Here is a 25,877-nt window from a genome sequence, read left to right on the forward strand (position 1 = left end):
CAGCCTCCGCGTCATCCGGTAGCGGCAAGACATGCCTTGCGCATCTGCGCGTCGTAGGTATAACCCCGGACGATTTGCACGCAGGGGGTCCGACCATGCCGAAGAGAACCGATATCAAGTCCATCATGATCATCGGCGCCGGCCCCATCATCATCGGCCAGGCCTGCGAGTTCGACTATTCCGGTGCCCAGGCCTGCAAGGCCCTGCGCGAGGAAGGCTACCGCGTCATCCTCGTCAACTCGAACCCGGCGACGATCATGACCGACCCGGGGCTGGCCGACGCCACCTATATCGAGCCGATCACCCCCGAGGTCGTCGCCAAGATCATCGCCGAGGAACGCCCCGACGCGCTCTTGCCGACCATGGGCGGCCAGACCGGGCTGAACACCGCGCTGGCGCTGGCGGATGCCGGCGTTCTCGAGAAGTTCGGGGTCGAGCTGATCGGCGCCAACCGCGAGGCCATCGAGATGGCCGAGGACCGCAAGCTGTTCCGCGAGGCGATGGACCGGATCGGGCTGGAGAACCCGCGCGCCACCATCATCGCCGCGCCCAAGGACGACAAGGGCGCCTACGACATCAATGCCGGCGTCCAGGCCGCGATCGAGGCGATCGAATATGTCGGCCTGCCGGCGATCATCCGCCCCGCCTTCACGCTGGGCGGCACCGGCGGCGGCGTCGCCTATAACCGCGACGATTACGAGCGCATCGTGCGCTCGGGGCTGGATGCCTCGCCAGTCGCGCAGGTGCTGATCGACGAATCGCTGCTGGGCTGGAAGGAATACGAGATGGAAGTCGTGCGCGACCGCGCCGACAACGCCATCATCATCTGCTCGATCGAGAACGTCGACCCGATGGGCGTCCATACCGGCGATTCGATCACCGTCGCCCCGGCGCTGACCCTGACCGACAAGGAATACCAGATCATGCGCAACGGCTCGATTGCCGTGCTGCGCGAGATCGGGGTCGAGACCGGCGGCTCGAACGTGCAATGGGCGATCAACCCGGCCGACGGCCGCATGGTGGTGATCGAGATGAACCCGCGGGTCAGCCGCTCCTCGGCGCTGGCGTCCAAGGCCACCGGCTTCCCGATCGCCAAGATCGCCGCCAAGCTGGCGGTGGGCTACACGCTCGACGAGCTCGACAACGACATCACCAAGGTGACCCCGGCCAGCTTCGAGCCGACCATCGACTATGTCGTCACCAAGATCCCGCGCTTCGCCTTCGAGAAATTCCCCGGCGCCAAGGCCGAGCTGACCACGGCGATGAAATCGGTCGGCGAGGCGATGGCCATCGGCCGCACCTTCCATGAATCGGTGCAGAAGGCGCTGGCCTCGCTCGAGACCGGCCTGAGCGGCTTCGACGAGATCGCCATCGAGGGCGCCGACGATCCGGCTTCGGGCAAGGCCGCCGTGATCAAGGCGATCTCGGCGCAGACGCCCGACCGGCTGCGGCTGATCGCCCAGGCGATGCGCCACGGGTTGAGCGACGACGAGATCCAGCACGCCACCGCCTTCGATCCGTGGTTCCTGGCCCGGATCCGCGAGATCGTCGAAGCCGAGGAGAAGATCCGCGCCGAGGGCCTGCCGGTGACCGAGGACGGGCTGCGCAATCTCAAGATGATGGGCTTCACCGATGCCCGGCTGGCCGCGCTGACCGGCCGCGACGAGGGCCAGGTCCGCCGCGCCCGCCGCAACCTCGGCGTCCAGGCGGTGTTCAAGCGCATCGACACCTGCGCCGCCGAGTTCGAGGCCCAGACGCCCTACATGTATTCGACCTACGAAAGCCCGGTGATGGGCGAGGTCGAATGCGAGGCCCGGCCCTCGGACCGCAAGAAGGTGGTGATCCTCGGTGGCGGCCCGAACCGGATCGGCCAGGGCATCGAGTTCGACTATTGCTGCTGCCACGCCTGCTTCGCTCTGACCGATGCCGGCTACGAGACCATCATGGTCAACTGCAACCCCGAGACCGTGTCGACCGACTACGACACCTCGGACCGGCTCTATTTCGAGCCGCTGACGCTCGAGCACGTGCTGGAGATCCTGCGCGTCGAGCAGGACAAGGGCACGCTGCACGGCGTCATCGTCCAGTTCGGCGGCCAGACCCCGCTCAAGCTGGCCAACGCGCTGGAAGAGGAAGGCATCCCGATCCTCGGCACCTCGCCCGACGCGATCGACCTGGCCGAGGACCGCGAGCGGTTCCAGAAGCTGCTCAACGATCTCGACCTCAAGCAGCCGGTCAACGGCATCGCCTCCTCCGACGAGCAGGCCTTCGAGATCGCCGAGCGGGTCGGCTACCCGCTGGTCATCCGCCCGTCCTACGTCCTCGGCGGCCGGGCGATGGAGATCGTCCGCGACACCGCCCACCTGAAACGCTACATCCGCGAGGCGGTGCATGTCTCGGGCAACAACCCGGTGCTGCTCGACAGCTACCTGACCGGCGCGATCGAGGTCGATGTCGATGCGCTCTGCGACGGCGAGACGGTCCATGTCGCCGGCATCATGGAGCATATCGAGGAGGCCGGGGTGCATTCGGGCGACAGTGCCTGCTGCCTGCCGCCCCATTCGCTCGACGCCGCGACGGTCGAGGAACTCAAGCGCCAGACCGTGCTGATGGCCAAGGGGCTGGACGTGCGCGGGCTGATGAACGTGCAGTTCGCGATCAAGGACGGGGTGATCTACGTGCTCGAGGTCAACCCGCGCGCCTCGCGCACCGTGCCCTTCGTCGCCAAGGCGACCGACAGCGCCATCGCCTCGATCGCCGCCCGGCTGATGGCGGGCGAGAAGCTGTCGGCCTTCCCGCAGCGCGCCGCCTATCCCGAGGGCGTCGGCCCCGACACGCCGCTGCCGCTGGCCGATCCGCTGACGCTGGCCGACCCGCTGACGCCCTGGTTCTCGGTCAAGGAGGCGGTGATGCCCTTCGCCCGCTTCCCCGGCGTCGACACCATCCTCGGCCCCGAGATGCGCTCGACCGGCGAGGTCATGGGCTGGGACCGCAGCTTCGCGCTCGCCTTCCTCAAGGCCCAGCTCGGCGCCGGCACCAACCTGCCGGAAAGCGGCCGGGTCTTCGTCTCGATCAAGGATGCTGACAAGACCGAGGCGCTGGCCGCCGCCGCCAGGGCGCTGGTCGGGATGGGCTTCGAGATCGTCGCCACCCGCGGCACGGCTGGGTTCCTGAAAGGGGCCGGCGTCGCCTGCGAACTGGTGAACAAGGTCTACGAGGGCCGTCCGAACATCGTCGACCGGCTGAAGAACGGCGAGATCGCGCTGGTGTTCAACACCACCGAGGGCCAGCAGGCGATCGAGGACAGCCGCGAGATCCGCGCCGTCGCGCTCTACGACAAGATCGCCTATTACACCACGGCGGCGGCAAGCATCGCCGCGGTCGAGGCGATGCAGGCCCGCGGCGAAGGCGAGATTGGCGTGCGGACGCTGCAGGGGTGAGGCCCGGCGCCGGGCGGCCCCCGTCTGGCACCACAGCACAGTCGATAGAACAGAGGATCGCGCCCGGCCCGAGGGTGGGCGCATCGCGCCCGCCCATAGGGGCGGGTCGGGCGCGATCCGGGGCTGACGCCCCGGAGCAGGGGCAATTTGCGTGGTCCTCGGTCGCAACCCGTTCCATTCTCCACACCTCCCCCTTGATCCCCGCCCCGCAACCGGGCACATCCCCTGCATGGCCAAGCTCTACTTCCACTACTCGACCATGAACGCGGGCAAGTCGACGCTGCTGCTGCAGGCGGCGCATAACTATCGCGAGCGGGGGATGACCGCCTATCTCGTCACCGCCAAGCTCGACGACCGGGCCGGCGACGGGCGGATCGGCTCGCGCATCGGCATCAACGAGCCGGCGGATACCTTCGTCGAGGGCGAGGACCTCTTCGCCAAGATCGAAGCGCGGCTGGCCGAGGGGCCCGTCGCCTGCATCTTCTTTGACGAGGCGCAGTTCCTGTCGAAGGATCAGGTCTGGCAGCTTGCCCGCGTCGTCGACGACCTCAACGTCCCCGTGATGTGCTACGGGCTGCGGCTCGACTTCCGGGGCGAGCTGTTCCCGGGCTCGGCTGCCCTCTTGGCGCTGGCCGACGAGATGCGCGAGGTGCGCACGATCTGCCATTGCGGCAAGAAGGCGACGATGGTGGTCCGGATGGGCCCCGACGGCGAGGTGGCGAAGGACGGGGCGCAGGTCCAGATCGGCGGCAACGAGACCTATGTCTCGCTCTGTCGGCGCCACTGGCGCGAGGCGGTCGGCGACCGCGACTGCGCCGCGCCGGAGGCCGCCGCGGCGAATTGATCCCTTGCTTGCGGGCGCAATTGGTTATATTTGTTGACCAGTTCCGCGAGGAGGATGGATCATGGAGATGCCTGCCCCGAATTCGGCCATCCTGGCCCGCAAGGACAGGATCGTCGCCCGGCTGGCCGAGGTGCTGCCGGCCGATGCCGTCATTTCCGACGCCGCCGAGACCCGCGCCTATGAATGCGACGCGCTGACCGCCTATCGCTGCCCGCCGCTCTGCGCCGTGCTGCCGCGCTCGACCGAGGAGGTCGCGGCGGTGCTGAAGATCTGCCACGAGGAAGGCGTGCCGGTGGTGCCGCGCGGCTCGGGCACCTCGCTCGCCGGTGGGGCGCTGCCGACCGCCGACAGCGTGATCCTCGGCGTCGCCCGGCTCAACGAGGTGATCGAGACCGATTACGACAACCGCTTCATCCGGGTGCAGACCGGGCGCACCAACCTCTCCGTCACCGGCGCGGTCGAGGCCGACGGCTTCTTCTACGCCCCCGACCCGTCGAGCCAGCTCGCCTGCGCCATCGCCGGCAATATCGGCATGAATTCGGGCGGCGCGCATTGCCTGAAATACGGCGTGACGACCAACAACCTGCTGGGCGTGACCATGGTGCTGATGGACGGCACGGTGGTCGAGATCGGCGGCGCCCATCTCGACGCGCCGGGGCTGGACCTGCTGGGCGTGATCTGCGGCTCCGAGGGCCAGCTGGGCGTCGTCACCGAGGCGACGCTGCGCATCCTGCCCAAGCCCGAGGGCGCGCGGCCGGTGCTGATGGGCTTCGACGCCAACGAGGTCGCGGGCGAATGCGTCAGCGACATCATCAAGGCCGGCGTGCTGCCGGTGGCGATCGAGTTCATGGACCGGCCCTGCATCCGCGCCACCGAGGATTTCGCCCATGCCGGCTATCCCGATTGCGAGGCGCTGTTGATCATCGAGGTCGAGGGCAGCCCGGAGGAGATCGACGAGCAGCTCGGCCTGATCAAGCAGATCGCGGCCAAGCACAACCCGGTGGAACTGCGCGAGAGCCAGTCGGCCGAGGAATCCGCCAAGATCTGGCTCGGCCGCAAGTCGGCCTTCGGCGCGATGGGCCAGATCAACGACTACATGTGCCTCGACGGCACGATCCCGGTCTCGAGCCTGCCCACCGTTCTGCGCCGGATCGGCGAGATGAGCCGGGACTACGGCCTCGACGTCGCCAACGTCTTCCATGCCGGCGACGGCAACATGCACCCGCTGATCCTGTTCGACGCCAACAAGCCGGGCGACCTGGAGAAATGCGAGGCCTTCGGCGCCGACATCCTCAAGCTCTGCGTCGAGGTCGGCGGCTGCCTGACCGGCGAACATGGCGTCGGCATCGAGAAGCGCGACCTGATGACGGTGCAATACGCCCCCGACGACCTGGAGGCGCAGCTGCGGGTCAAGGACGTGTTCGACCCGAAGTGGCTGCTGAACCCGGCCAAGGTGTTTCCGCTGACCGTGACCGCCGGCCGGCGCGCGGCTTGAAGCCGGGACGCCGGGGGTTTTCCACCCCCGGGCCCCCGGAGGATATTTTTGAACAGAAAGTGGGGGCAGGATGCGGCCTGAGACCGAGGCAGAGCTGAGCGAAGTGGTGCGGGACGCCAGCGGGCCGCTGGCGATCCGCGGCGGCGGCACGCGCGGCATCGGCCGGCCGGTGCAGGGCGAACTGCTGGAGACCGGCGGGCTGGCCGGGATTTCGCTCTACGAGCCGGGCGCGCTGACGCTGGTGGCCGGTGCGGGCACGCCGCTGGCCGAGATCGAGGCGGCGCTGGCGGCGGAGAGGCAGCGGCTGCCCTTCGAGGTGCCGGACATGCGCGGGCTGCTGGGCACCGAGGGCAACTCGACGATCGGCGGCGTGGTGGCAGCCAACGCCTCGGGCCCGCGCCGGTTCGTCGCCGGGGCCTGCCGCGACAGCCTGATCGGGCTGCGCTTCGTCGACGGGGCAGGCACCGTGATCAAGAATGGCGGCCGGGTGATGAAGAACGTCACCGGCTACGACCTGGTCAAGCTGATGGCCGGCAGCTGGGGCACGCTGGGGGTGCTGAGCGAGGTCTCGTTCAAGCTGCTGCCGGTGCCGGAATCGGCGGCCAGCCTGATCCTGCCGGTCGCGGAGGCCGAGACCGCCGTCACCGCGATGGCGGCCGCGGTCGGCTCGCCCTACGAGGTGTCGGGCGCGGCCTGGCTGCCGGGCACCGGGGTGGTGCTGCGGCTGGAGGGCTTCGCCAATTCGGTAGCCTATCGCATCGGCAAGCTGACGGCGCTGCTGGCCAAGTTCGGCGCGGCGGAGGCCGAGACAGGGGCCGCGGCGGTGGCTGCCCGCTGGGCGGCGATCCGCGACGTGGCGGCGTTCCAGGACAAGCCGGGCGATGTCTGGCGACTGTCGGTGAAACCCTCGGACGCGCCCGGGATCGCGGCGCGGCTGGAGGCCGAAGAACGGCTGCTCGACTGGGCCGGCGGACTGATCTGGGCGCTGGTGGCGCCGGGGACCGACCTGCGCAACAGGATCGGCGCCTTCAACGGCCATGCCACGCTGGTCCGCGCCGATGCCGAGACCCGCGCCCGCATCGCGCCGTTCCAGCCCGAGCCGGCGCCGCTGGCGGCGCTCACCGCCGGGCTGCGGCAGAAATTCGACCCGCGCGGCATTCTCAATCCCGGATTGATGGGCTGATCAGATGCAGACCAATTTCACCCCCGAACAGCTCACCGATCCCGGCATCGCGCGCTCGAACGAGATCCTGCGCGCCTGCGTCCATTGCGGCTTCTGCACCGCCACCTGCCCGACCTACCAGGTGCTGGGCGACGAGCTCGACAGCCCGCGCGGCCGCATCTACCTGATCAAGGACATGCTCGAGAACGGCCGGGTGCCGGATGCCAAGACGGTCAAGCATGTCGACCGCTGCCTGTCCTGCCTGGCCTGCATGTCGACCTGCCCCTCGGGCGTGCATTACATGCACCTCGTCGACCATGCCCGCGCCTATATCGAGAAGAATTACCGCCGCCCCTTCGGCGACCGGGCGCTGCGCTGGATGCTGGCGCGGATCATCCCCTATCCCGGCCGCTTCCGGCTGGCGCTGCTGGGGGCCAGGATCGGCCGCCCCTTCGCCCGCTTCCTGCCCGATCCGCGACTGAAGGCGATGATCGAAATGGCGCCCAAGCGGGTGCCGCCGGTCAGCCCGAACGACGCGCCGCAGGTCTTCCCGGCCCAGGGCGAGACCAGGATGCGGGTAGCACTGATGACCGGCTGCGCCCAGAAGGCGCTGAACACCGACATCAACGACGCCACGATCCGGCTGCTGCGCCGGCTGGGCTGCGAGGTGGTCGTGGCCAAGGGCGCCGGCTGCTGCGGGGCGCTGACCCATCACATGGGCCAGGAGGGCGAGAGCCATTCCTCGGCGGCGAAGAACATCCGCGCCTGGATGGCCGAGAAGCGCGGCAAGGGGCTGGACGCGATCGTCATCAACACCTCGGGCTGCGGCACCACGGTGAAGGATTACGGTCACATGTTCGCGCAGGATGCGCTGGCCGAGGATGCCGCCACGGTGGCCGGCATGGCGCTGGACGTCTCGGAGCTGATCGAGAGGGTCGGCCTGCCCGAGGGCGCCGAAAAGAACATCCGCGTCGCCTACCACGCCGCCTGCTCGCTCCAGCACGGCCAGCAGATCAAGACCACGCCCAAGGACCTGCTCAAGCGTGCCGGGTTCGAGGTCGTCGAGCCCGCCGACAGCCACCTGTGCTGCGGCTCGGCCGGCACCTACAACCTGCTCCAGCCCGAGATCTCGGCCAAGCTGAAGGAGCGCAAGGTCAGGACGCTGGAGGCACGCCAACCCGAGATCATCGCCGCGGGCAATATCGGCTGCATGATGCAGATCGGCTCGGGCACCGGGGTGCCGGTGGTCCATACCGTCGAACTGCTCGACTGGGCCACGGGCGGGCCGAAACCGCGGGCGCTGGAGGCTGGACGGGGCTGACGGGAGGCGGCTAGAAACGGCCATAGTATTGCCGTACCGCCGGGCTAGGAAGACGGCGTTTCCGGAGGTTCCATGCGCCGCCTTTTCCTTGCCCTTGCCGCCCTGTGCACCCTCGCCCCCGCCGCCCTGCAGGCCCAGCAGGCGGCCACCCTGCCCCGGCCCAGCCGGCTGACCGCACTGGAAACCGGCGACCAGAGCCGGGGCTGGGATGCCGTCGGGCGGATCAATATCGGCAAGAGAAGCTTCTGCACCGGGGCGCTGATCTCGCCGACACTGGTGCTGACCGCCGGCCATTGCCTGTTCGACAAGGCCACCGGCCAGCGGGTCGCGCCGGCGCAGATGGAGTTCCTGGCCGGCTGGCGCAACGGCCGCGCCGCCGCCTATCGCGCCGTCAAGCGGGCGGTGCTGCATCCCGACTACGTCTATACCGCGCGCGAGGATATCGCCGAGGTGAATTACGACCTCGCCCTGCTCGAGCTGGCGCGGCCGATCCGCCTGCCCTCGATCACCCCCTTCGCCACCGGTGCCAGCCCGCGCCGCGGCGACTCGGTCGGCGTCGTCTCCTATGCCGAGCACCGGGCCGAGGTGCCCTCGCTGCAGAAGAGCTGCCAGGTGGTCGGGCGCAAGGCCTCGGTGGCGGTGATGACCTGCAATGTCGATTTCGGCTCGTCCGGCGCGCCGGTCTTCTCGCTCCGCGACGGCATCGCCCGGGTGGTCGCCGTCATTTCGGCCAAGGCCAAGATGAAGGATACGCCGGTGGCGCTGGGGATCGCGCTGGACGGGCCGCTGCAGATACTGCGGGCGGCGCTGGCGCGGGCCGACGGCAGCCGGTTCGAGAAGGCGCCCAGCCCCGGGCTGGCAATGCACGACACGCTGCGGGCCGGCGGCGCCAAGTTCGTCCGACCCTGACCGGGCGGGCGGCGCAGCGCCGGGTCTTGAAAGCGCGGAAATCCGATCCCATCTCAGCCTGACCGGGCGCCGCAACGGGTCCGGACAACCTGCTTGTCCCCGCGGGGGAAAGCGTCACGAACATCGCTCGATGGAGGATGAAAATGCGTACCTTTGACTTTGCTCCGCTCTACCGCGCCACTGTCGGTTTCGACCGCGTCGCCGACCTGATGGACCGCGTGCTGACCAATGACGGCAGCCAGCCGACCTATCCGCCCTACAACATCGAAAAGATCGACGAGAACGCCTATCGCATCTCGATCGCCGTCGCCGGCTTCTCGGCCGACGAGCTTTCGGTCGAGGTGAAGGAAAATACCCTCGTCGTGTCGGCCCGCAAGGCCGCCGATGACAGCGAAAAGACCTACCTGTATCGCGGCATCGCCACCCGCGCCTTCGATCGCCGCTTCGCGCTGGCCGATCATGTCAAGGTGACCGGGGCGGCCCATGCCGACGGCATGCTCCATATCGACCTCGTGCGCGAGACGCCCGAGGCGCTCAAGCCGCGCCGGATCGAGATCGCGCGCAGCAACGATATCGAGACCAAGGCCGTCGAAGGCGCCGAGGCCTGAGCCTCCGCCTGAGCTGACCGAAACGGGGCGCGTCCGCCGGGCGCGCCCTTTTTCGTTTGCGCGCCCGACCGCAGCGCCGCTTTTCCGCCGACACAGCGAACGGGTTTCTTCACGCCGGCTGTTCCACCCGCCCAAGTTGCGCAGTAGCGTGGGCGGGACGGCTCAAGGAGTGACGCGCGATGCGATTTGTGGTCCTGTTTCTGGTCCTGCTGTTTCCCTGCCTGCCCGCGGCGGCGGCGCAGGTCGCCCAGAAGCCCGAGCCGGGCTGGATCGAACCCCTGCCGATCCCCAAACCCTCCACCGACCGGCTCGACGAGGCCCGGAACGGCGTCCTCTACCTGGTCTACGACACCCAGATCCGCTGGCAGGGCGAGGTCCGCCAGACCTACCGCCGGATCGCGATGAAGGTGCTCAACCGCGCCGGACTGGAAACCGCCGCCTCGCTGCTGCGCGACTTCGATCCCCGATCCGAGACCCTGACCGCGACCCGCCTGAACGTGATCCGCGACGGCAAGACGATCTCGCATCTCGGCAGCATCGAGCCGCAGGTCTATCGCCGCGAGACCCAGCTCGACCGCGGCATCATCGACGGGACCCTGACTGCGCATTTCGAAATCCCGGATGTCCGGGTCGGCGATGTCGTCGATGTCGGCTTTCTCTGGTCGCGGACGCCCCTGTTCGCCGGCGCCACCCGTGCCGGCGAACTGCGGATCGGTTTCTCGGTCCCGGTCGTGGACGCCCGCGTCATCCTCGACTGGCCCAACGAATGGCCGTTCCATGTCAGCGTCTGGCACCCCGAGGAGATGACGCATCGCACGGTGACCGAACGCGGCGTGACCCAGCAGGTCTGGGAGCGCGGCGACCTGCCGGTGAGACGGGCCGAGAAACGGGTGCCCGCCTGGTATCCCAACCGGGCCGGGCTGCGCTACAGCGCCAACGACTCGTGGGAACCGGTCGAGGCGGCGCTGCACGCCTATTACAGCCGCGACGAGGCGCTGCCCGAAAGCTGGCAGAAGAAGGTCGAGGCGATCCGGGCGGCCTCTTCCGATCCGGCCGACCGGGCGATCGCCGCGCTGCGGCTGGTCCAGCGCGAGATCCGCTATGTCGGCGTCGAGATCGGCCGCAGCGGTTATTTCGCCCAGCCCCCGGCCGAGGTGATCGCCAACGGCTTCGGCGACTGCAAGGGCAAGGCGGTGCTGCTCGAGACCGTGCTGCACCGGCTCGGCCTGCCCGCCGGGGTTGCCCTGGCCGCGGTCGATACCGGGCAGGGCCTGGCGAAGGAACCGCCCGGCGCCGACCTCTTCGACCACATGATCACCTGGACCCGGGTGGCGGGCCGGCTCTACTGGATGGACCCGACGGCGCAGTTCGAGGGCGGCACGCTGGCCAACGCGGTGACCCCGGATTACGGCTACGTGCTGCGGGTCGGCCGCGACGCGCCGGGCAAGCTGGAAAAGCTCGTGCGGCCGCTATCGCAGACCTACGCGATGACGCTGTTCGAGGATCATCACTTCTCGGAGGCCGGCGACCGCATCGAGGTGACCACGCGCTACCAGGGCGACGCCGCCAACATTGCCCGCTCGGACTGGGCCACCCGGGCGGTGCGCGACATTCGCGACCAGTTTCTCGATTACTACCGCCAGTATTATCCCGGCATCACCGTCGCCGCCCCGGCCCGGGGCACCGACAACCGCGAAGCCAATACCTTCGAAGTGCACGAACACTACCTGGTGCCGATGAAGGCGATCCGCGACAACGACCTGCTTCAGCACTACCCCTTCGTCGGGCCCGAGATCGACAAATACTATCCCGACTCGCTGCCCGCCCCGCGGATGGCACCGCTCGCCCAGCGCGAGCCGCGTTCGATCCTGCACCGGGTCACCGTCGAGAACGCGCCGATCGACTTCAACCCGCCCAAGAGCCTGAGCCTCGACAACCCGGCCTTCAGCTACAGTTTCGACGGCACCTCCTCGAAGGGCGGATACATGGCGCTGACCTGGCAATTCTCGAGCTGGAAACACTGGGTGCCCGCCGATCTGGCACAGAAGGTGGTCCGGGATGCGCGCAAGATGACGCACGATCTCTATTTCAGCTGGGACCTGAGCAAGACCAAGGCCAAGAAGGCGACGCCGGCCAAGGCCACTCCCTGAGCCCCTGGCCGCGCACGTTTTGTTGCCGCCGCTTTGCATCGCGCCGCAAACGTGCCATGCTGCAACGCAGCATCACAGGAGCGGACCATGGCCGACGGGATCATCACGGTGGCGCAGCAGAAGGGCGGCAGCGGCAAGACGACGCTGGCGGTCAACCTGGGCGTGGCGCTGGCGGCGGCGGGGCACAGCGTCGCCCTGCTCGACACCGACCCGCAGGGCAGCCTGGGGCGCTGGTTCATGACCCGGATCGAGCGGCTGGGCGCGCCGGGGCTGGAATTCGCCACCGCCTCGGCCTGGGGCGTGACCTATGAATGCGAGAAGCTGCGCAAGGCGCATGATTTCGTCATCGTCGACACCCCGCCCAAGGTCGATGCCGACCTGCGCCCGGCGCTGCGGGCCGCCGACCTCGTCCTGATCCCGGTTGCCTCGAGCCATGTCGACCTGTGGGCGACCGAGGGCGTGCTCGACCTCGCCGCGCGGGAAAGACGGCCGGCGGCGATCGTGCTCAACCGCGGCCGGGCCGGGACAAGGCTGGCCGGCGATGTCGCCGCGGCCGCCGAGTCGCTGGGGGCGGCCCTGGCGGCGTCGCGGCTGGCCAACCGGGTGGTCTATGCCGAGACGCTGGGCCAGGGCCTGGCCGCGCCGGAAGCGGGCAACGGCTCGGCCAAGGCGGAAATCGCGGCGTTGATGGACGAGGTCCTGGGCCTGCTGGCCGAGCCCGGCTGACGGCGACGCCACGTCCTCACTTGGCCTCGTCGTCGGGGCCCTTCAGGATCAGCTGCCAATAGGCGAAGACGGCGATGGCGGCAAAGACCAGCGCCCAGGTCTTGCTGCCCGACCAGGCCTCGACACAGGCCCAGAGCCCGGGCACCCCGGCCGTGGCCCAGCGACGCCAGGCGGGACGGAAGAACGGGTCGTTGGGATCGAGCAGCTTCATGACCGCAGCTTATCCGCTTCGCCGCGACCGCGAAAGAGCTGCGACAATCTGCGGTCTGGGGGAGAGCGGGAAATGAATGTGATATTATCACATATTTTGGAGGCATCATGACCGAAATCCCCTCTCCGCGCCGCATGGGCCATGGCGGTGGCGGGCCGCACGGCCCCGACCGCGCCCGCCGCCACCGCCACGACCAGCAGGTCTTCCACACCCTCCTCGCCCGCCACGACGAGATCGCCCGCGAAGTGATCGAGCTGCCCGACGGCGTCCTTGCCCGCACCACCTCGGAGGTGCCCGAGGTCGTCGCGCTGCTCCACGACCATGTCGCCCAGATGCAGCGCCGCCTGACCGAGGGATTCGGCCTGCGCCACTGGGACCCAGCCTTCCGCGAGATCTTCGCCGCCCATAACGCGGTGCGGATGCAGGTGACGCGACTGGCCGACGGGGTCGAGGTGCGCCAGACCAGCGACGATGCGAATATCGTCCTGCTGCTGCGCGCCCATGCCGCCGCGGTCAGCGGCTTCGTGCACGACGGCTCGGCGGGGGAAGAAACACCCCTTCCCGAAGACTATGTTAGGCTCCTATCATGATCCCCGGGCAGATGAGGGAGGAGCCGCCATGCCAGACATTTCCAGCGCCTTTGAGGGTCAGACGGTCCTGACCACCTTCGAGATGACCCCGGGCACCTGCGCCGACCTCCTCGACGAGCTCAGGGACGCCTACGAGCATTTCATCCGCCACCAGCCGGGCTTCCTCGGCGCCGGCCTGCATGTCAACGACGCCCAGACCCGGATCGCCAATTACTCGAAATGGCAGCGGCGCGAGGATTTCCAGGCCATGCTGCGCACCCCCGAGATGCGCGAGCGCAACCGCCGCATCGCCGAGCTCTGCTCGCGCTTCGAGCCGGTGATGTACGAGGTTGCCGCGGTCTACTGATCCACCCGACCGCGCATTCCCGCATGACGACCATCGATTTTCTCGCCCTCGCCGTGATCGCGCTGCAGATCGGCGACATGACCAGCACGCTGGGCGCCTTGCGCCGCGGCGGACGCGAGGTGAACCCGCTTCTGGCCTGGCTGATGCGGCGGATCGGCGTGGTGCCGGCGCTGATCGCCGCCAAGGGGCTCGGCACGGCGCTGGCGGTCTGGCTGTGGCTGCTGGGCGGCGAGACCGAGCTGTGGCTGCTGGCCGCGCTCTACCTGTGGGTGGTGCTGCACAACATGCGGGTCGGGCGGCGCCGGTCCTGACCCGGCGGGTCGGCCCGCGGCGTCACTTCTCGTCCAGGCCGTCCATCACGCCCGAAAGCGCCTCGATCCGGAACATGCTGCAGCGCGCCTCGGCATCGCCGATGGTGCGATACATCGCGTCTGCGACCTTGCGGCCCGACCACCGCCCCAGCTTGAGCGGCGGGCTGGCGCAAAGGTCGGTCTTGGGCGCGCCCATCCCCTCCAGGGTCTTGGCCACCGCCGCCTCGAGCGACTCGGGCGTCCAGTCGGCGATCCTCGGGTCCTCGGCAACGCAGACGAAGGCGCCATAGCCGGCATAGGAGATGAAGGCGCCCGAAACCCCCAGCGTCTTGAGGATGCCCTTCGCCACGGTTTCGAGCAGCTGGACATAATCGCCGGGGGTGCAGGTCAGATGCAGCTTGGCCGCATCGACCACCTTGAGGGCGACGGCGGTCATCTGGTGGGTCTGCGATTCCGACAGCTTGAGCAGGTAATTCTCGAGCGCACCGATCTCGATCGCGCCCTTGACGTCGTCCAGCGCCAGCGGCAGGGCGAAATCGATCCCCGGACGCGACGGGACGCGCGTCGTCGGACGCATCGGTTGCGCCCCTTGCCGTTCGCGCCGGAGGCGATGCTCGATCTCCTTGACCTTGTCGATGAAGTCGCCGAAATCGACCGGCTTGGTGACATAATCCGACGCGCCGGCGGCGAAGGCGCGGTCGATATCCGCCTTGTCCTTCCTGGCGGTGAGCATCACGATCGCCTTGTCGTGATATTGCGGCAGGCGGCGCACCCATTTGCACAGGTAGTCGCCCTCGATCTCGGGCATGCGGATGTCGATGAAGCAGACGTCGAAGGCAGGCTCGGCCTCGCTGATGAGCTTGGCGGCCTCGACGGCCGAGGTCGCCAGGGCAACATCCTGCTGCCCGGCAGAAGCCAGGACTTCCTTCAGCACGTCAAGGAACAGCGGGTCGTCGTCGACTGCGAGTATCTTCATCGGAGTGCTGCTGCCTTTCCAATCGCTCCGCTTGGCCACGGATTTTATCTGTTCCACGAAGCAACGTCCGTCAACTCGTCACGATCGGGCTCCTGCCTTGCCGCCGCTTGTGCGGCCTGGCGATTCGGCTTGCGGATCGACCGCTACGGGTTGCCCGAGCTACCCCGTTCTCATTGACTTTTAGTGAATAAATGGCCGCGACACCAGAAGGGATGACGTTTCGCTGCAGCCAGGTTGCGTGGCCCCGGGGGTGATCCGCCGCCCCGAACACGGGAGCTTGATCTCGGGCGAAGGGTGCGCCCCCGCCTTCCCGGCCGGAAGGCGGCAAGCACGGCTTGCTCCCCGGTGTCTTGCCCCCCGGTTCGAGGGCAGCGCCGGCACCGGACCTGACCGACCGGGCGCCACCCGTGCAAGAGGAACCGGCGGCGCGGCGACCGGAAGATCAGCCCGCCAGCGGCGGCAGGCGACCGCCGAACAGCGCCTCCGGGTTGTCGATCAGCGCCAGGCGGCGGGCCGCATCGTCGGCCAGCCAGCCCAGCGTGACGTCCAGCAGCGCCGCGTCGTCCGGGTAGTCGGCCGTCGTTCTGGCCAGGTTGTGCGGCCAGTTGGTGCCCCAGACGATGCGTTCGGGCGCGTGGGTGGCGACCGCCCGCGTCATCGCGGCGGTATCGGCATAGTCGGGCGGCCCGTCCCGGCTGCTCTCGTAGCAGCCGGCGATCTTGTACCAGACGTTGCCGCCGTCGATCAGTCGCCTGATCGCCGCCATCTCGGGCCCGTCGGGCGTGGCGTCGCGGAAGATCTTGCCGTGATGGTCGAGCACCCAGCGGCTTTTCAACCGCGCCAGCCGGGGCTCATGCTCGAGGATATCCGAGCCGTCGAACTGCACCGCCAGCATCCAGCCCATGGCGTGGGCGCGGGCGTCGACCTCTTCCAGCGCCGCCAGCCCGACCGCCCCGCCATTGAGCTCCATCACCCGCGCGCCGACGATGCCGGCCGCATCCAGCCGGCGCAGCTCGGCATCGTCCGTGGCGCCGTCGATCACCGCCACCCCGCGCGCGAGGTCGGGAAACCGCGCCAGGCAGGCCAGCAGGCAGGCATTTTCGCGCTGATGGGCGTTGCCCTGGGTGATGACGAAGCGGTCGATGCCCAGCCAGCCCATCACCTTGCGGTAATCCTCGGGCTGCGGCAGCGGGTCGGGCGGCAGGCCGGGCCCGCCGGGCAGGGCCGGATAGCCCGGCAGGTAGACATGCATCTGGGTGTCGACGGCGCCCTTCGGCAGCCGGAGGCGCGGCGCGGCCCCCTCATGGCGACGCTGCAGCATCATCCCTCCTTGGGGCGAAATTCCCTCAGCGCCGCCCGGTCGATCTCGATCCCCAGCCCGGGACCGTCGGGGATCGCGACGATGCCGTTCTCGTGCTCGATCGGCCGGGTAAGGACGGCCTGGCGGAACGGGTTCGGCGTGCGGTCGAATTCGAGGATCGGCTCGACCGGGTTGACCCGCGGCGGGTTGGGCAGCAGCGCCGCCATGAACTGCAGCGAGGCGGCGATCTGCACCGCTGTGCCCCAGACATGCGGCACCAGCCGGACACCCGCCAGCACCGCCATGTCCATGATCCGCTTCATCTCGGTGAAGCCGCCGGTGCCGCACAGGTCGGGCTGGAGAATGTCGACGCAGCCAGCTTCCAGCGGCTCCTTCATCGCCCAGCGGCCGTGCCAGGTCTCGCCGCCCGCCACCGGGATCGGCTGCCCGGCCCGGACCGCGCGATAGGCGGCCAGCGCCTCGGGGATCACCGGCTCCTCGAACCAGTCGATGTCATGCTCGGCCGCCGCCCGGCCCAGCGCGATCGCCTCGCGCGCATCATAGCCGTGATTGGCGTCGATCATCAGCCGCATCCCGGGCCCGATCGCCGCGCGCACCGCCTCGATCACGCGCAGATCCTCGGCGACGCCGAAGCCGATCTTGATCTTGCCGCCATGGAAGCCGGCATCGCGATACCCCGCCATCTCGGCGGCGTTGTCTTCGACCCGGTCGACGCCGTCGCACTTGAAGCTGCCGGTGGCATAGGCCCGGACATGGTCGCGGAACCGGCCACCGAGCAGGGTCGAGACCGGGACGCCGAAACGCTTGCCCTTGATGTCCCACAGCGCCACGTCGATGCCCGACAGCGCCGTGATCGCCAGCCCGCGCTGGCCCTGGTCGCGCGAGGCGTTGTAGAGCGTCAGCCAGATCTTCTCGGTCTCCAGCGGGTCCTGGCCGATCAGCCAGCCGGCATAGAACTCGACCACCGCCGCATTGGGCCGGGCCGGGCCGAGGCATTCGCCCCAGCCGGTGGTGCCGTCGTCGCATTCGATCTCGACCAGCAGGTGGCTGCGCCGGTCGAAGCGCATCGAGGCGCTCTCGAACGGCACCTCGAGCCGGTGTTCGAGCAGATGGGTGCGGACGCGCGCGATCTTCATTGGCCGAAACGTTCCACGAGATCGGCCAGCATGTCCATCTCCTCCGCCGTCAGGTCGGTCAGCGGCGGCCGCACCGGACCGGCCTCGAACCCGGCCAGCCGGACGCCCGCCTTGATCGCCGAGACGGCATAGCCCTTCTGCCGGTTGCGGATCGCCATGAAGGGATAGAAGAAGCCGGTCAGCAGTTCTTCGCAACGCGCCCGGTCGCCGCCGCGCAGCGCCTGGTAGAAATCGACGGCAAGGCCGGGGACGAAGTTGAACACGGCCGAGGAATAGGTGGTGAAGCCGGCGCCCAGATAGGCCTCGGCGAACAGTTCCGCGGTCGGCATGCCGCCGAGATAGGTCAGCCGGTCGCCCAGCGTCGCGGTCACCTGCCGCACCAGCCCGATATCGCCCGAGCCGTCCTTGAAGCCGACGAGGTTCGGGCAGGCCTCGCACAGCCGGGCAACGGTGTCGGGGTGGAAGATGCAGTTGTCGCGGTTGTAGATCATCACCCCGATGCCGACCGCGTCGCAGACCCGGCGGACGTGGTCGAACAGGCCCTGCTGCGGCGCCTCGATCAGGTAATGCGGCAGCAGCAGCAACCCGTCGGCGCCGGCCTTCTCGGCCGCCTTGGCCAACGGCACGGCGATCTCGGTGCCGTAGCCGCAGCCCGAGATGATCGGCGTGTCCCCTGCCGCCTCTTTCGCCGCGGCGACGATGGCCGGGACTTCATCGGGGGCGAGCGAGAAGAACTCGCCAGTGCCGCCGGCGGCGAACAGCCCGGCGGCCTCGAAACCCGACAGCCAGGAGACGTGTTTCTGGTAGGCATCGGCGTCGAAAGCGCCGTCGGGGCCGAAGGGGGTGACGGGAAAGGACAGCAGGCCCGCGCCGAGCGCGGCCTTGAGGTCTTGCGGGGTCATGGGTCGTCCTCTCGAAACGGGATCGGGCGCCGTGCAGGCTTGCCCGCAATTAGACCAGCCCGGGCGCGCGTGTCAACAACTTGTATGATAAGTTGTGCGTGCCTGGCGCAGAAGCTCGCGGTAGCGCTGCTCGCTGCCCTTCAGATGGGTCCGCATCGCCTGGCTCGCCGCTTGCTCGTCGCGATTCGAGATCGCCTCGGCGATGGCGCGGTGCTCGTCGGCGATATGGGCGAGATAGGCGGGCGAGCTGGCCTCGGCCCGATCCTTCTGCAGCGCCGCGCGCGGGATCATGCTGGCCCCCATCAGGCGCAGGAACTCGGCGAAGCGGGGATTGTTCGTCGCCTCGGCGATGGCCATGTGGAAGGCGAAGTCGGCCTCGGTCGTCGGCGCGCCCTGCTCGATCAGCGCCTCGATGACATGCATGCGCTGCAGGATTTCCTCTTCCTGGGCCGGCGAGCGCCGGATCGCGGCCAGCCGCGCGGCCTCGATCTCGACCGTCGCGCGCAGCTCAAGCATTTCAATCATATGGGAAATTCGCTCCGGATCGACGGCCTGGAACGGCTGCGCCGGGGACGGCTTGCGCTCGAGCACGAAAACCCCCGCGCCCTGCCGTGCCGCCACCAGACCGTCGGCCCGCAGCGAGGCGATCGCCTCGCGCACGACGGTGCGGCTGACCCCGAAACGCTCGGTCAGCTGCGCCTCGCTGGGCAGCTTGTCGCCGGCCTTCATCGCGTCGGACAGGATCTCCGCCCGCAGCCCCTCGCGCACCGACTCGACCAGGTTGCGCCTGTCGCTGCGGCGGCCCGCCCGGCCCTCTCCGGTCTCGCTCTTCGTCACCTATCCCTCCGATCTTGCCGCCCCAGAAAGGCCGCCGCGCCCCAACTTGTCAATCTGAAACGACAAATCCGCGCCGACATATTACATATTGACAGAACTTATATGACATATAAGGATGAGCGCGCTTTGGTTAAAGATGGCGAGCATTCGCCAAGGGAGGAGTACATGACTATCCGTCTTCACATCGGGGCGGCGCTGGCCGGGGCGCTGACGCTGGCCGCCGTGGCGGCGCCGGCCGTCGCGCAGAACTGGCGCGGCTGGAACATCCACCCCGAGGGCTATCCGAACACCACCGCGATCGAGCAATTCGCCAAGGACGTGGCCACGGCGACCGACGGCCGGATCACCGCCAAGGTCTACAATGGCGGCATCCTGGGCGACCAGCCCGACGCCATCGACCAGCTGCGCGCCGGGGCGCTGAACTTCGCCAATTTCAACCTCGGGCCGATGGGGCCGGTGGTGCCTGCGACCGACATCGTCTCGCTGCCCTACCTGTTCAAGAGCCCGGCGCAGATGCACCGGGTGATGGACGGGCCGGTGGGCCGGGAATTCGCCAAGGCGATGGCGAAGAAGGACATCATCGCGCTGTCCTGGTATGACGGCGGCTCGCGCAGCTTCTACAACACCAAGCACCCGATCAAGACGCCGGCCGACCTCAAGGGGCTGAAACTGCGGGTGATGAACAACGACCTTTACGTCCAGATGGTGGCCCAGCTGGGCGGCAACGCCACGCCGATGGCCTATGGCGAGGTGTTCCAGTCGCTCAAGACCGGGGTCATCGACGGGGCCGAGAACAACTTCCCCTCCTATGACAGCTCGAACCATTACGAGGTGGCGAAGTACTACTCGATCGACAACCACCTGATCCTGCCCGAATGCCTCTGCGTCGCCAAGAAGACCTGGGACGGGATGAGCAAGGCCGACCAGGCGGCGGTGCGCAAGGCGGCGATCGCCTCGGCGCAGCTGCAGCGCAAGCTCTGGGCCCAGCAGGTGCAGAAGAGCGAGACCAAGGTCGAGGCCTCGGGCGTCAAGGTGAACGAGGTCGCCGACCTGGGCGCCTTCCAGGCCCGGATGACTCCGATCTACACCAAGTTCGAGAAGGCGCATCCCAAGCTGACGCCGATCATCAAGCAAATCCAGGCGACCAAGTAGGCGCCCGGCCTGCCCGGCCCGTCACGGGCCGGGCCTTTTCCTCAGGAGGGGTGGGATGACCGCTTCGAACGCTCCGCTCGGGGCCGTCAGCCGGCTGCTCGACGCGGTCTGCTGGATTTGCACCCTGCTGACCGGCACCTTCATGGTGACGCTGATCGCGATCTTCGGCTGGCTGGTCTGGGGCCGCTATGTGATGAACGACACCCCGACCTGGGTCGAGCAGGTGGCGCTGATGCTGGTGGTCTGGATCACCTTCCTCGGCGCCGCGCTCGGCGTGCGGCGCAGCCACCACCTTTCCGTCGATTTCCTGCGCGAGGCCTTCCCCCGGCCACTGCGGCTGCTCTGCACCGCGCTGGCGCTGCTGGCGATGATCTTCTTCGGCGCGATCATGGCCTGGCAGGGCGCGGCACTGACCGCGGCGAACATGGACCGCGCCGTACCGATGCTGGGAATCGCCGAGGGCTGGCGCGCAATGCCCGTCTCGATCTCCGGCGCGCTGATCGCGCTCTTCTCCGTCGAACATCTGGCGGCCCTGCTAGCCGGCCGGGATAAGGAACTCTGAGAATGGGCCTGACCCTGCTTTTCGGCACCTTCTTCCTCGGCCTGCTCATCGGCATGCCGGTGGCCTTCGCCCTCGGCCTCGCCGCGGTCTGCGGCTTCTGGTACGAGGGCCTGCCGCTGTTCCTCGCCTTCCAGCGCATTGTCTCGGGCGTCTCGGTCTATTCGCTGCTGGCGATCCCGTTCTTCATCTTCGCCGGCGAGATCATGCTGCAGGGCGGCATCGCCCAGCGGCTGGTGCGCCTGTCCGCCGCCGCCGTCGGCTGGATGCGCGGCGGGCTGGGCGTCGTCGGCGTGTTCTCGTCGATGCTGTTCGGCGGCATCTCGGGCTCGGCCGTGGCCGACACCTCGGCGCTCGGCTCGATCCTGATCCCGGTGATGAAGCGCGAGGGCTACCACGCCGATTACGCCACCAACGTCACCGTCGCCTCGTCGATCGCCGGCGTCGTCATCCCGCCCAGCCACAACATGATCCTGTTCGCCGTCGCCGCCGGCGGTGTCTCGGTCTCGAAGCTGTTCATCGCCGGCATCGTGCCCGGCGTGCTGATGTGCCTGTGCCTCGCCGTCGCCGCCTATGTCATCGCCGTGCGCCGCGGCTACCCGGCCGAGAGCTTTCCCGGCTTCAGGGCGCTGGCCATCTCCTTCGTCATGGCGCTGCCGGGGCTGTTCACCGCCGTCATCATCGTCGGCGGCGTGCTGTCCGGCATCATGACGGTGACCGAGAGCGGCGCCTTCGGGGCGATCTACGCGCTCGTCGTCACCCTGCGGGTCTATCGCGAGCTGACCTGGGAGAAGTTCCGCCGCGCCGTCGTCGCCTCGGTCCGGACCACGGCGATGGTGATGGTGCTGGTCGCCTGCGCCGATGCCTTCGCCTACCTGCTGGCGCTCTACCAGGTGCCCGATCTGCTGGCCCACGCGGTGACCGGCATCTCGTCCGACCCGCTGATCATCCTGCTGATGCTCAACCTGACGCTTCTGGTGCTGGGGATGATCATGGACATGGCGCCGCTGATCCTGATCTGCACGCCGATCTTCCTGCCGGTGGTGACGCAACTGGGGATGGACCCGGTGCAGTTCGGCGTGGTCATGATGATGAACCTCGGCCTGGGCCTGTGCACCCCGCCGGTCGGCGCCTGCCTCTTCGTCGGCTGCGCGGTGGGCGAAATCCGGATCGACCAGGCGGTGCGGACGATCTGGCCCTTCTACCTCGCCATCTTCGTGGCGCTGATGCTGGTGACCTATGTGCCCGCCTTCTCGATGTTCCTGCCCGGCCTGCTGTAGCAAGGAGTGCCCATGAAACGACTGCTGATCACCGGAGCCGCCGGCGGCCTTGGCCGCGCGATGCGCGACCGCCTCGCGCCGCTGGCCGAAACCCTGCGCCTGTCGGATGTCGCCGAGATCGGCCCGGCGCGGGCAAACGAGGAAATCGTGCCCTGCGAACTGGGCGATGACGAGGCGGTGCTGCGCCTCGTCGAGGGCTGCGACGGCATCGTCCATTTCGGCGGCGTCTCGGTCGAGCGGCCCTTCGACCAGATCCTCAACGCCAACATCGTCGGGCTCTACAACCTCTACGAGGCCGCCCGCGCCCATGGCCTGCCGCGGATCCTGTTCGCCAGCTCGAACCACACGATCGGCTTCTACCCGCAGGACCGGCGGCTGGCGGCCTCGGACCCGGTGAAGCCCGACAGCCTCTATGGCGTCTCCAAGTGCTTCGGTGAGGCGATCGCCTCGATGTATCACGACAAGTTCGGCCAGGAGACGCTGATCGTGCGCATCGGCTCGTGCTTCGAGCGGCCGAAGAACCGGCGGATGCTGTCGACCTGGCTCTCGGCCGACGATTTCGCCCGGTTGATCGAACGCATGTTCGCGGTGCCGCGGCTGGGCTGCCCCATCGTCTGGGGCGCCTCGGACAATCCGTCCTCGTGGTGGGACAATTCCGAGGCCGCCTTCCTGGGCTGGCGGCCGCAGGACAGCGCCGAGACCTTCCGCGAGGAGGTCGAGGCGGCGGAGCCGGCGCCCGACCGCGACGATCCGGCGGCCAGGTGGCAGGGCGGCGCCTTCTGCGCCGAACCGATCCACAAGGGCGAAGACTGACGCCCCCTCGCGAAATTGAAAAGGCGCGCCGATGCCCGGCGCGCCTTTCCCGTTCCTCTGTCCGGCCGCGGCCTCAGGCGAGGTCGAAGCGGTCGGCGTTCATCACCTTGGTCCAGGCGGCGACGAAGTCGTTGACGAACTTCTCCCTGGCGTCGTCCTGGGCATAGACCTCGGCAATCGCCCGCAGCTGCGAGTTCGAGCCGAAGACGAGGTCGACCCGCGTCGCGGTCCACTTGACCTCGCCCGTCGCCCGGTCGCGGCCCTCGAACTCGCTCTCTTTCTCCGAGGTCGCGGTCCAGTCCGTGCCCATGTCGACGAGGTTGGCGAAGAAGTCGTTGGTCAGCGTGCCCGGCATCTCGGTGAAGACCCCGTGCTGCGAACCGCCGGCATTGGCGCCCAGCACCCGCAGGCCGCCGACCAGCACCGTCATCTCGGGCGCGGTCAGGGTCAGCAGTTGCGCCCGGTCGACCAGCAGTTCCTCGGCCGAGACCGAATAGTCGCCCTTGAGGTAGTTGCGGAAGCCGTCGGCGATCGGCTCGAGCACCTCGAAGGCCTCGACATCGGTCTGCTCCTGGCTGGCGTCGGTGCGGCCGGGAGCGAAGGGCACCTCGACGGCATGGCCCGCGGCCTTGGCCGCCTGCTCGATGGCGGCGCCACCGCCGAGCACGATCAGGTCGGCCAGCGAGACCTTCCTGGCGCCCGCAGCATTGAACTCGGCCTGGATACCTTCCAGCACCTTCAGCACCTTGGCCAGCTGCGCGGGCTGGTTCACTTCCCAGTCCTTCTGCGGCGCCAGCCGGATGCGCGCGCCGTTGGCCCCGCCGCGCTTGTCCGAGCCGCGGAAGGTCGAGGCCGAGGCCCAGGCGGTCGAGACCAGCTCGGCCGTGGACAGGCCCGAGGCGAGGATCCTGGCCTTGAGATCGGCGATGTCGGCGGCCTCGACCAGCGGGTGGTCGGCCGCCGGCACCGGGTCCTGCCAGATCAGGTCCTCGGCCGGCACCTCGGCACCGAGATAGCGCGATTTCGGCCCCATGTCGCGGTGGGTCAGCTTGAACCAGGCGCGGGCGAAGGCGTCGGCGAACTCCTCCGGGTTGGCGTGGAAGTGGCGCGAGATCTTCTCGTAATCCGGGTCCATCCGCATCGCCATGTCGGCGGTGGTCATGATGATCCGGTGGCTGCGCTCGCCGGTTTCGGGATCGGGGGCGAAGTCCTCGGGCTTGAGGTCCTTTGGCGTCCACTGGTTGGCGCCGGCGGGGCTCTTGGTCAGCTCCCACTCATAGCCGAACAGGACGTCGAAATAGCCCATGTCCCATTGCGTCGGGTTCGGCGTCCAGGCGCCCTCGATGCCCGAGGTGATGGCGTCGCGGCCCTTGCCCGATCCATGGGAGGACAGCCAGCCCAGCCCCATCGCCTCGAGCGGCGCGGCCTCGGGTTCTGGCCCGACCAACGCGGCATCGCCGGCACCATGGGTCTTGCCGAAGGTGTGGCCGCCGGCGGTCAGCGCCACGGTCTCGTAATCGTTCATCGCCATCCGGGCGAAGGTCTCGCGGATGTCCTTGGCCGAAGCGAGCGGATCGGGATTGCCGTCCGGGCCTTCCGGGTTGACGTAGATCAGGCCCATCTGCACCGCCGCCAGCGGGTCCTCGAGGTCACGCTCGCCCGAATAGCGGCTGTTGGCGGTGTCGCTGGTGGCGAGCCATTCGCCCTCGGCGCCCCAGTAGATGTCTTCCTCGGGTTCCCAGACGTCCTCGCGCCCGCCGCCGAAGCCGAAGGTCTTGAAGCCCATCGACTCGAGCGCGACGTTGCCGGCCAGGATCATCAGGTCGGCCCAGGAAATGGCGTTGCCGTATTTCTGCTTGATCGGCCACAGCAGGCGCCGGGCCTTGTCGAGGTTGCCGTTGTCGGGCCAGCTGTTGAGCGGCGCGAAACGTTGCGAGCCCGAGCCGGCGCCACCGCGGCCATCGCCGGTGCGATAGGTGCCGGCGCTGTGCCAGGCCATGCGGATGAACAGCCCGCCGTAATGGCCGTAATCCGCCGGCCACCAGTCCTGGCTGTCGGTCATCAGCGCGCTCAGGTCCTTCTTCACCGCGGCGAGGTCGAGTTTCCTGAACGCCTCGGCATAGTTGAAATCGCCCAGCGGGTTCGACATGGGCGCGTTCTGGTGCAGGATCCGCAGGTTGAGCTGGTTCGGCCACCAGTCGCGATTCGACCGGCCGCCGAAGATGGCGTTGGGGCGCACCCCGTGCATCACCGGGCACTTGCCGCTGTTGTCGATGTCATTTCCGTCCATGGGTCTCTCCGATCATGGCTGCGTCTTGAATTCTCCCGGACGAGGCCCTCGAAACGCCCGGCGGCGCCAGTGGCACCGGCCGGCTTGCGGCTTGTCGGGGGCTCCTCTCCCTGCGCGGGACAGTAGCAGAGACCATTTATTAGAATAAGTTCTGTTTTCTGATCGCAACGATAACCTAGAATTATCAATATGCCCGATAGCGGCGCTCGCGGCCCCGCCCCGATCGCGCCGCCCGTCCCGTCACAAGGCCATTTTGCAACCCTTGCGGATCAAATTACCCGGCAAGCACCGCATTAATTGACCGCCCGCGCCGTGCTGTGACACGATGTGTTAACATATTAATCTTTTCGGAGCCGTAGCGATCGATGTTGGCTGCGCTGGCAATCTTTCCCTGTCTTGCGGTTCTCTGGCTGCTGCTGTGCGGGCGTTTCGGGCTGGCGCGGGATCAGCCGGTCGAGCGGCGGGCTGAGGACGGCGGCTGACGGCGGCGGCTGAGGA

23 protein-coding genes are annotated in these 25,877 nt (G+C 68.4%); 16 read left to right on the plus strand and 7 right to left on the minus strand.

What is annotated here, in order from left to right; all coding sequences use genetic code 11:
- Positions 1–95 precede the first annotated feature (95 nt).
- From carB to parA, 9 genes are all read left to right on the plus strand, one after another.
- A complete protein-coding gene (carB, locus tag ACFOES_RS14630) occupies positions 96–3,440 on the plus strand; it encodes a carbamoyl-phosphate synthase large subunit (protein WP_377834048.1) in 3,345 nt (1,114 codons plus the stop codon).
- A 229-nt stretch (positions 3,441–3,669) separates the two neighbouring features.
- Positions 3,670–4,284 carry a thymidine kinase gene (locus tag ACFOES_RS14635; protein WP_377834049.1) on the plus strand — a complete coding sequence of 205 codons (615 nt, stop codon included), beginning with the start codon at positions 3,670–3,672 and terminating at the stop codon, positions 4,282–4,284.
- A 61-nt stretch (positions 4,285–4,345) separates the two neighbouring features.
- A complete protein-coding gene (locus ACFOES_RS14640; RefSeq protein WP_377834050.1) occupies positions 4,346–5,779 on the plus strand; it encodes an FAD-linked oxidase C-terminal domain-containing protein in 1,434 nt (477 codons plus the stop codon).
- A 70-nt stretch (positions 5,780–5,849) separates the two neighbouring features.
- Positions 5,850–6,962 (plus strand): FAD-binding protein, encoded by a 1,113-nt coding sequence (locus tag ACFOES_RS14645; protein ID WP_377834051.1) that lies wholly within the window; start codon positions 5,850–5,852, stop codon positions 6,960–6,962.
- A gap of 4 nt (positions 6,963–6,966) precedes the next feature.
- Positions 6,967–8,262: a glycolate oxidase subunit GlcF gene (gene glcF, locus ACFOES_RS14650; protein WP_377834052.1), complete on the plus strand. Its 1,296-nt coding sequence runs from the start codon at positions 6,967–6,969 to the stop codon at positions 8,260–8,262.
- Positions 8,263–8,334: 72 nt separating this feature from the next.
- Positions 8,335–9,171 (plus strand): trypsin-like serine peptidase, encoded by an 837-nt coding sequence (locus ACFOES_RS14655; protein WP_377834053.1) that lies wholly within the window; start codon positions 8,335–8,337, stop codon positions 9,169–9,171.
- Positions 9,172–9,314: 143 nt separating this feature from the next.
- A complete protein-coding gene (locus tag ACFOES_RS14660; protein ID WP_377834054.1) occupies positions 9,315–9,779 on the plus strand; it encodes an Hsp20 family protein in 465 nt (154 codons plus the stop codon).
- Between the two features lie 179 nt (positions 9,780–9,958).
- Entirely contained in the window at positions 9,959–11,929 is a 1,971-nt protein-coding gene (locus ACFOES_RS14665) for a DUF3857 domain-containing protein (RefSeq protein ID WP_377834055.1), read from the plus strand.
- A gap of 87 nt (positions 11,930–12,016) precedes the next feature.
- Entirely contained in the window at positions 12,017–12,655 is a 639-nt protein-coding gene (parA, locus tag ACFOES_RS14670; RefSeq protein WP_377834056.1) for a ParA family partition ATPase, read from the plus strand.
- A 16-nt stretch (positions 12,656–12,671) separates the two neighbouring features.
- Here parA and ACFOES_RS14675 read toward each other — a convergent pair whose 3' ends face one another.
- A complete protein-coding gene (locus ACFOES_RS14675; RefSeq protein WP_377834057.1) occupies positions 12,672–12,866 on the minus strand; it encodes a hypothetical protein in 195 nt (64 codons plus the stop codon).
- Positions 12,867–12,973: 107 nt separating this feature from the next.
- Here ACFOES_RS14675 and ACFOES_RS14680 point away from each other — a divergent pair, with 107 nt between their 5' ends.
- Genes ACFOES_RS14680 through ACFOES_RS14690 form a run of 3 tightly spaced genes read left to right on the plus strand, consistent with a single transcriptional unit; the run spans position 12,974 to position 14,113 of the window.
- Positions 12,974–13,456, plus strand: coding sequence for a hypothetical protein (locus ACFOES_RS14680; RefSeq protein ID WP_377834058.1), 483 nt, complete (start codon positions 12,974–12,976; stop codon positions 13,454–13,456).
- A 28-nt stretch (positions 13,457–13,484) separates the two neighbouring features.
- On the plus strand, positions 13,485–13,802 hold the full coding sequence (locus tag ACFOES_RS14685) for an antibiotic biosynthesis monooxygenase family protein (RefSeq protein ID WP_377834059.1): 318 nt from the start codon (positions 13,485–13,487) through the stop codon (positions 13,800–13,802).
- 23 nt (positions 13,803–13,825) lie between these two features.
- On the plus strand, positions 13,826–14,113 hold the full coding sequence (locus ACFOES_RS14690) for a DUF5658 family protein (RefSeq protein ID WP_377834060.1): 288 nt from the start codon (positions 13,826–13,828) through the stop codon (positions 14,111–14,113).
- A 22-nt stretch (positions 14,114–14,135) separates the two neighbouring features.
- Here the strand turns inward: ACFOES_RS14690 and ACFOES_RS14695 are convergent, their stop codons facing one another.
- From ACFOES_RS14695 to ACFOES_RS14715, 5 genes are all read right to left on the minus strand, one after another.
- Complete coding sequence (locus ACFOES_RS14695) at positions 14,136–15,089, minus strand: response regulator (protein WP_377834061.1); 954 nt, start codon at positions 15,087–15,089, stop codon at positions 14,136–14,138.
- Between the two features lie 442 nt (positions 15,090–15,531).
- Entirely contained in the window at positions 15,532–16,410 is an 879-nt protein-coding gene (locus ACFOES_RS14700) for an amidohydrolase family protein (RefSeq protein WP_377834062.1), read from the minus strand.
- Positions 16,410–17,546 (minus strand): mandelate racemase/muconate lactonizing enzyme family protein, encoded by a 1,137-nt coding sequence (locus tag ACFOES_RS14705; RefSeq protein WP_377834063.1) that lies wholly within the window; start codon positions 17,544–17,546, stop codon positions 16,410–16,412. The genes ACFOES_RS14700 and ACFOES_RS14705 overlap by 1 nt, the downstream gene beginning before the upstream one ends.
- Positions 17,543–18,448, minus strand: a complete 906-nt coding sequence (gene kdgD, locus ACFOES_RS14710) for a 5-dehydro-4-deoxyglucarate dehydratase (protein WP_377834064.1) — start codon at positions 18,446–18,448, stop codon at positions 17,543–17,545. The genes ACFOES_RS14705 and kdgD overlap by 4 nt, the downstream gene beginning before the upstream one ends.
- Before the next feature lie 72 nt (positions 18,449–18,520).
- Positions 18,521–19,285 carry a FadR/GntR family transcriptional regulator gene (locus ACFOES_RS14715; RefSeq protein ID WP_377834065.1) on the minus strand — a complete coding sequence of 255 codons (765 nt, stop codon included), beginning with the start codon at positions 19,283–19,285 and terminating at the stop codon, positions 18,521–18,523.
- A 165-nt stretch (positions 19,286–19,450) separates the two neighbouring features.
- Here ACFOES_RS14715 and ACFOES_RS14720 point away from each other — a divergent pair, with 165 nt between their 5' ends.
- From ACFOES_RS14720 to ACFOES_RS14735, 4 genes are read left to right on the plus strand one after another with little or no spacing between them, the layout of a single operon-like run.
- Positions 19,451–20,437, plus strand: coding sequence for a TRAP transporter substrate-binding protein (locus tag ACFOES_RS14720; protein WP_377834066.1), 987 nt, complete (start codon positions 19,451–19,453; stop codon positions 20,435–20,437).
- Between the two features lie 55 nt (positions 20,438–20,492).
- Positions 20,493–20,999, plus strand: a complete 507-nt coding sequence (locus ACFOES_RS14725) for a TRAP transporter small permease (RefSeq protein ID WP_377834067.1) — start codon at positions 20,493–20,495, stop codon at positions 20,997–20,999.
- A 2-nt stretch (positions 21,000–21,001) separates the two neighbouring features.
- A complete protein-coding gene (locus ACFOES_RS14730) occupies positions 21,002–22,276 on the plus strand; it encodes a TRAP transporter large permease (protein WP_377834068.1) in 1,275 nt (424 codons plus the stop codon).
- 12 nt (positions 22,277–22,288) lie between these two features.
- Positions 22,289–23,089: an NAD-dependent epimerase/dehydratase family protein gene (locus ACFOES_RS14735; RefSeq protein ID WP_377834069.1), complete on the plus strand. Its 801-nt coding sequence runs from the start codon at positions 22,289–22,291 to the stop codon at positions 23,087–23,089.
- Between the two features lie 73 nt (positions 23,090–23,162).
- Here the strand turns inward: ACFOES_RS14735 and katG are convergent, their stop codons facing one another.
- Positions 23,163–25,379, minus strand: coding sequence for a catalase/peroxidase HPI (katG, locus tag ACFOES_RS14740; protein ID WP_377834070.1), 2,217 nt, complete (start codon positions 25,377–25,379; stop codon positions 23,163–23,165).
- Positions 25,380–25,877: the final 498 nt, after the last annotated feature.

Source organism: Acidimangrovimonas pyrenivorans, assembly GCF_042643245.1.
In the GTDB taxonomy this organism is placed as follows: Bacteria; Pseudomonadota; Alphaproteobacteria; order Rhodobacterales; family Rhodobacteraceae; genus Acidimangrovimonas; species Acidimangrovimonas pyrenivorans.